Source organism: Pontibacterium sp. (assembly GCF_041587635.1).
Classification (GTDB): Bacteria; Pseudomonadota; Gammaproteobacteria; order Pseudomonadales; family Balneatricaceae; genus Pontibacterium.
Window position 1 is genome coordinate 1 of sequence record NZ_JBFGYC010000335.1, and the last position, 4,555, is coordinate 4,555.

At 48.3% G+C, this 4,555-nt stretch carries 7 protein-coding genes; 4 read left to right on the forward strand and 3 right to left on the reverse strand.

Annotation, left to right across the window (positions count from 1 at the left end; all coding sequences use genetic code 11):
- From ABYW01_RS14830 to ABYW01_RS14845, 4 genes are all read left to right on the forward strand, one after another.
- Positions 1-328 (forward strand): hypothetical protein (locus ABYW01_RS14830; RefSeq protein ID WP_372834070.1); only part of this gene is annotated, 328 nt, incomplete at its 5' end.
- 86 nt (positions 329-414) lie between these two features.
- A complete protein-coding gene (locus ABYW01_RS14835; protein ID WP_372834073.1) occupies positions 415-1,629 on the forward strand; it encodes a winged helix-turn-helix domain-containing protein in 1,215 nt (404 codons plus the stop codon).
- 69 nt (positions 1,630-1,698) lie between these two features.
- Positions 1,699-2,040 carry a 5-carboxymethyl-2-hydroxymuconate Delta-isomerase gene (locus ABYW01_RS14840; protein ID WP_372834076.1) on the forward strand — a complete coding sequence of 114 codons (342 nt, stop codon included), beginning with the start codon at positions 1,699-1,701 and terminating at the stop codon, positions 2,038-2,040.
- Between the two features lie 52 nt (positions 2,041-2,092).
- Positions 2,093-2,782: an MOSC domain-containing protein gene (locus ABYW01_RS14845; RefSeq protein ID WP_372834078.1), complete on the forward strand. Its 690-nt coding sequence runs from the start codon at positions 2,093-2,095 to the stop codon at positions 2,780-2,782.
- Positions 2,783-2,870: 88 nt separating this feature from the next.
- Here the strand turns inward: ABYW01_RS14845 and ABYW01_RS14850 are convergent, their stop codons facing one another.
- The 3 genes from ABYW01_RS14850 to ABYW01_RS14860 form a co-directional block, all read right to left on the reverse strand.
- Positions 2,871-3,050 carry a hypothetical protein gene (locus ABYW01_RS14850; protein ID WP_372834081.1) on the reverse strand — a complete coding sequence of 60 codons (180 nt, stop codon included), beginning with the start codon at positions 3,048-3,050 and terminating at the stop codon, positions 2,871-2,873.
- A gap of 308 nt (positions 3,051-3,358) precedes the next feature.
- The gene (locus ABYW01_RS14855; protein WP_372834084.1) at positions 3,359-3,832 is read right to left on the reverse strand and encodes a peroxiredoxin; all 474 of its coding nucleotides are present in this window, start codon (positions 3,830-3,832) and stop codon (positions 3,359-3,361) included.
- A 233-nt stretch (positions 3,833-4,065) separates the two neighbouring features.
- Entirely contained in the window at positions 4,066-4,464 is a 399-nt protein-coding gene (locus ABYW01_RS14860; protein WP_372834087.1) for an ectoine synthase, read from the reverse strand.
- Positions 4,465-4,555 lie beyond the last annotated feature (91 nt).

Sequence of the window (4,555 nt, forward strand, 5' to 3'; positions counted from 1 at the left end):
ATTTATTTTGTATTCGCAAGATAACGCATTGGTTACAGCGTTCTCATTTCAGTGCAATCTTCACAAGATAAAGTACACAGTTGCTTTGGAACCTAAAATACAGTCCAAACCTAAGTCTGTCATAGAGGCAAAGGAAGTAGCAGCTCCGAGTCTTGAACAAAGGATTTATGATCATTTCGAGAAAGAGCAAACGACAGAAACAGTGCGAAAAAAGCTTAAACAGCCAAAATCTGATTTCACTAGGGCGTTGAATACGTTGATTAAAACAAACAAAATTGTACGTGTTTCAAAAAATAAAAAAACGTGGGTTCGTGCACGTTGTATATAGCAATTCTTGGCAGTCATTGCCATGACTACCTGAACAGTTAAGGATGAATTTGATCTTCTATTGCGGATAGTGTCATATAAATCACCATGATTGAAATTAAACGTCCGCACGATCTGAAACGCCTACGCCGTCTTACTCTGGCAGCACAAGGGTTGCTGCAAACCCAGCCCTATGGGGCTGGCTTGGCGGGGGCGCGTAAGGCGATTAACCACATCGGATATGTGCAGATCGACACCATTTCGGTGGTGGAGCGGGCGCATCATCATGTTCTTCACTCTCGCGTGCCCAAATTCAAGCCTGCAATGACTAATCAAATGCTACTCGATGGAGAGGTATTTGAGTATTGGTCGCACGCGGCAGCGTTGCTCCCCATCGCAGATTTTCGCTTCTCGTTACCCTACAAGCACGCCATTAAATCCGGTCAAACTCATTGGTATAAGAACCCTGATAAAGCGCTGATGGGTGAGCTGTTGGCTCGGATACGCTCTGACGGCCCGCTGCGATCCCGCGATTTGGAAACCAACACGACAAAGCGTGCAGGGTGGTGGGACTGGAAACCCGCGAAGAAGGCGATCGAGCAACTGTATATGGAAGGCGACTTGATGGTCAGTGATCGCGAAGGTTACCAAAAAACATATGATCTGACCGAGCGGGTTTTACCATCTCACGTCAATTCAATACTGCCCAGCATGGACGAATTTACGGCATATCTATTGGATCAGCAGTTACGTTGTCATGGATTTGTCTCGCTTAAAGGGCTGACCTACCTGCGTCGAAATACTGAACTGCGCAAGGCGATGAAAGCTTTGGTGAATGAAAGATTAGCGCAGGGACTGTTAGAGCAAGTACAAGTGTCCAGTGGTGAAGTCTTTATGTTGGAAACAGGTGCTCTTGAGCGCCGTCTTCCCCGTTTGAATGACCGTATGTTGATTCTCTCGCCATTCGACAACAGCGTCATCCAGCGCGATCGGTTGAAGGCGGTGTTCCAGTACGACTATCAATTAGAATGTTATGTGCCAGCCGCTAAACGTCAGTACGGCTACTTCTCTCTACCGCTGCTCTACAAGGGTGAATTTATTGGGCGAATGGATTGTAAGGCGCATCGAAAAACCGGTCAGTTGGAAATCAAGCTACTGCATTTTGAACAACACAGCTTTGATGAAGAATTGGTCATGGCAGCTTTTGTAGAGGCCATCACACACTTCAGTCATTTTCAGTCCTGTGATTCCGTGTCTTTGATGACAGTCCATCCAAAACAGTTAACTCAGCGTTTGCACCGTGCACTAAAGTCGCTAGAGTGATACCCAGACAGAAGCCGGGAGGCTAGCCGATCCCTTTCGTGTTGCGCATGATGATCCAAGGAGTTTACGTTGCCTCATTGTATAGTTGAGTTCTCAGTTGAGTTGGAAGATGTGCTAACGCCCGCCATGTTAATGGAGGCCGTTTACGACGGGGCATTGGGTTCGGGGCTTTTTGAAGGTCCGGATATTAAAACTCGGTTGGTCGCATACACTCACTACCAAGTTGGGGATGAGCAGAAGCCATTTGTGCACATGTCAGCAAAGATCCTTTCGGGGCGCAGCAGTGAGCAAAAGCAGATGTTGGCTCAGTCCATCTTAGACAAGATGCGTGTGCTGGCATTGGCCAATATTTCGTTGACGGTTGAGGTCCTTGATATGGATCGCAGCAGTTATGCTAAGTGCGTTAACTAATCCGATGGATGACTTCACTCACGCCCATAGCAGCCATAACAATCGAGATTGAATGACTAAGCAATTCCACCTCAAAGGACTCTATCGTGGAGTACCGACCCAGCATTACGGGATTGAAACCGCGATCGACAAATCTCCGGTGACCACACGCATCTATCTTTCACCCGAAGGGTTGGAAGGGGATCGGTGTGCCGATAGTCAGCACCATGGCGGATTGGAACGAGCACTGCATCAGTATCCGTTTGAGCACTATGCATACTGGCGAGAACAATACGGTGCAGAGATCGATTGGCAGGCACCAGGCATGGGGGAGAATCTCAGCACTGAAGGTATGACAGAAACTACCGTGTGTTTGGGGGATCGCTATCAGTGGGGTGAGGCGGTGATTGAGGTGAGTCAGCCGCGTTCTCCATGCTTTAAGCTGAATAAACGCTGGGGGATTGAAGGTTTCTCTGTGGATATGCAGGCGATCAGTCGCTGTGGTTGGCTCTATCGGGTTGTTCAACCCGGTTGGGTGTCTGCTGATGAACCTCTGGAGCTGATCGAACGCGTGCCTAATAGGATGACGGTGCGCGAGGTATGTGATCTGTTCTTTGGCGATCCGCTCAATGGGGCAGGGCTGTTGAAGCTAAAAGATCAGAGCCGGTTGTCTAATAGCTGGATGAGTAAGGTTGAAGCGCGCCTTGAGACGAACGAGGTTGAGAACTGGAACTTTCGGTTGTTGGGGCGTGCAGACCCCTGAACTCAGCTCAACCAATGCTCGACTTCTTTTATTAAACCCGTCGTCCACACAGTGTTTAATAAAAGTGCCCTATATTCACGTATTGTCGCTATTCCTGCTCGTCAGGTTTTTCGGGTACGAAAATAATGACTGTCACTACAATCAAAACAACAGCACCCAATATATAGCCAAAGCGCGCAAGGCTTATGCCTTCCATACCATGTGCTTGATAAAACAGAAAAATTGCCAAGCAAACGGCTACAATAGCTCCAAGTATTTTCATCATCATCTCTTAGGTTCCATTTTCTACAGCAGCCTGATTTAGCAGGCGACTAAATATAAGGTTTATTATAACGACCTGTGTTTGGTTTGTGTTGCTAAGTCACTATCATAACGACGATGTCGTACAGGTCGAGCGGCTTACTGTTTTTAGCACATTGCTCAGTAAAGTTAAGCCTGCCTGACGAAAGCCAGCGGTCTTTATATCGTATAGATAAGAAGAACGCTGCCATCGGCCGGGTTCTTCTTATTTCGCCATGCAAACAGATGATACATGGCCTGAAGTGTTGGCTTCCGTTTTTATTGCCCAAAGACCGATTATAGGCTCGCTAAAATCGCTTCGGCTTTGCTGACCTCGAACGCTTTTGGCGCTTCGACGTTGAGCTGAGTTACGACGCCGTTATCGATCACCATCGCATAGCGTTGTGAGCGTACGCCGCCAAAACCCGCGGTATCCATCTCTAATCCAAGTGATTTTGTGAAGCTGGCATCGCCATCACCCAGCATCATGATCTCATCGGCGTTTTGTGCGTCACCCCATGCTTTCATCACAAACGCATCGTTGACTGATACACAGGCGATAATATCGACACCTTTAGCTTTGAGCTGATCTGCCAATACTACGTATCCCGGCAGATGGGCGTTGGAGCAGGTTGGGGTAAATGCACCGGGGACGGCAAACAGAACCACTTTCTTATCGGCAAATAATTCAGTGACTTGGTGATTAGTCATGCCGTCGTCGGTCAGCTGGCTCAAGCTGCTTGCAGGGAGTGTTTGGCCTTGCGCTATCATCGTGTTTTCCATGGTTGAATGAGTCATTCACAGTCTAGTCTCGAATCTGTGTCATAACCACGGACAGATACTAAGGCTTAATGGACGGTCGAGAGGAGGAGAGGGAGGTTTGCAGCGGGTGCGGACTGGGCAGGTTTGCATAGTCTAGGGTGTGTTGCGGGGCTGTTTATTCGCTTCGACAGATCGAAGAAGCTGCGGGCTGCTCTTCCTTGGAATGAGAAGCCCGCTCGGATTTATACCGCTTCGGCTTCCAGTTCATACGCGCCTTCGGCGTTATGAACTTCTTTGCCATTCAGAGGCGGGTTAAATACGCAGGCCATCTGCATCTCTTCAAAGGCGCGAAGAATATGCTTGTCGTGTTTATCCAAAATATAGAGTGTGCCCGGCTTAATCGGGTACTTCTTACCATCCGCCAGCGTTTCAACTTCGCCTTCACCTGACACACAGTAAACGGATTCCAGATGGTTCTGATAATGCATCTGGAAGTCTGCGCCTTTGTAAATTGTGGTGATATGGAAAGAGAAACCCATGTTGTCCTCTTTGAGCAGCATTCGGGTGCTTTCCCAGTTGCCGTCAGGCGATACAACTCGACGTTGGGTCTCTTCTGCCGATTTTAGATCACGTACAATCATTGTTATTCCTTACCTTTAACTCATGTGTTCTGCGTAGCGCTGGCGCGTGATCACCGTACCCTTGCGTAGAGGCATACGCCAAGGGCCAGGC

Excerpts from the sequence above, each read along its gene's own strand:
- ABYW01_RS14845 (WP_372834078.1), top strand. The coding sequence starts at position 2,093 with ATGACTAAGCAATTCCACCTCAAAGGACTCTATCGTGGAGTACCGACC.
- ABYW01_RS14860 (WP_372834087.1), bottom strand. The coding sequence starts at position 4,464 with ATGATTGTACGTGATCTAAAATCGGCAGAAGAGACCCAACGTCGAGTT.
- ABYW01_RS14835 (WP_372834073.1), top strand. The coding sequence starts at position 415 with ATGATTGAAATTAAACGTCCGCACGATCTGAAACGCCTACGCCGTCTT.
- ABYW01_RS14850 (WP_372834081.1), bottom strand. The coding sequence starts at position 3,050 with ATGATGATGAAAATACTTGGAGCTATTGTAGCCGTTTGCTTGGCAATT.
- ABYW01_RS14855 (WP_372834084.1), bottom strand. The coding sequence starts at position 3,832 with ATGATAGCGCAAGGCCAAACACTCCCTGCAAGCAGCTTGAGCCAGCTG.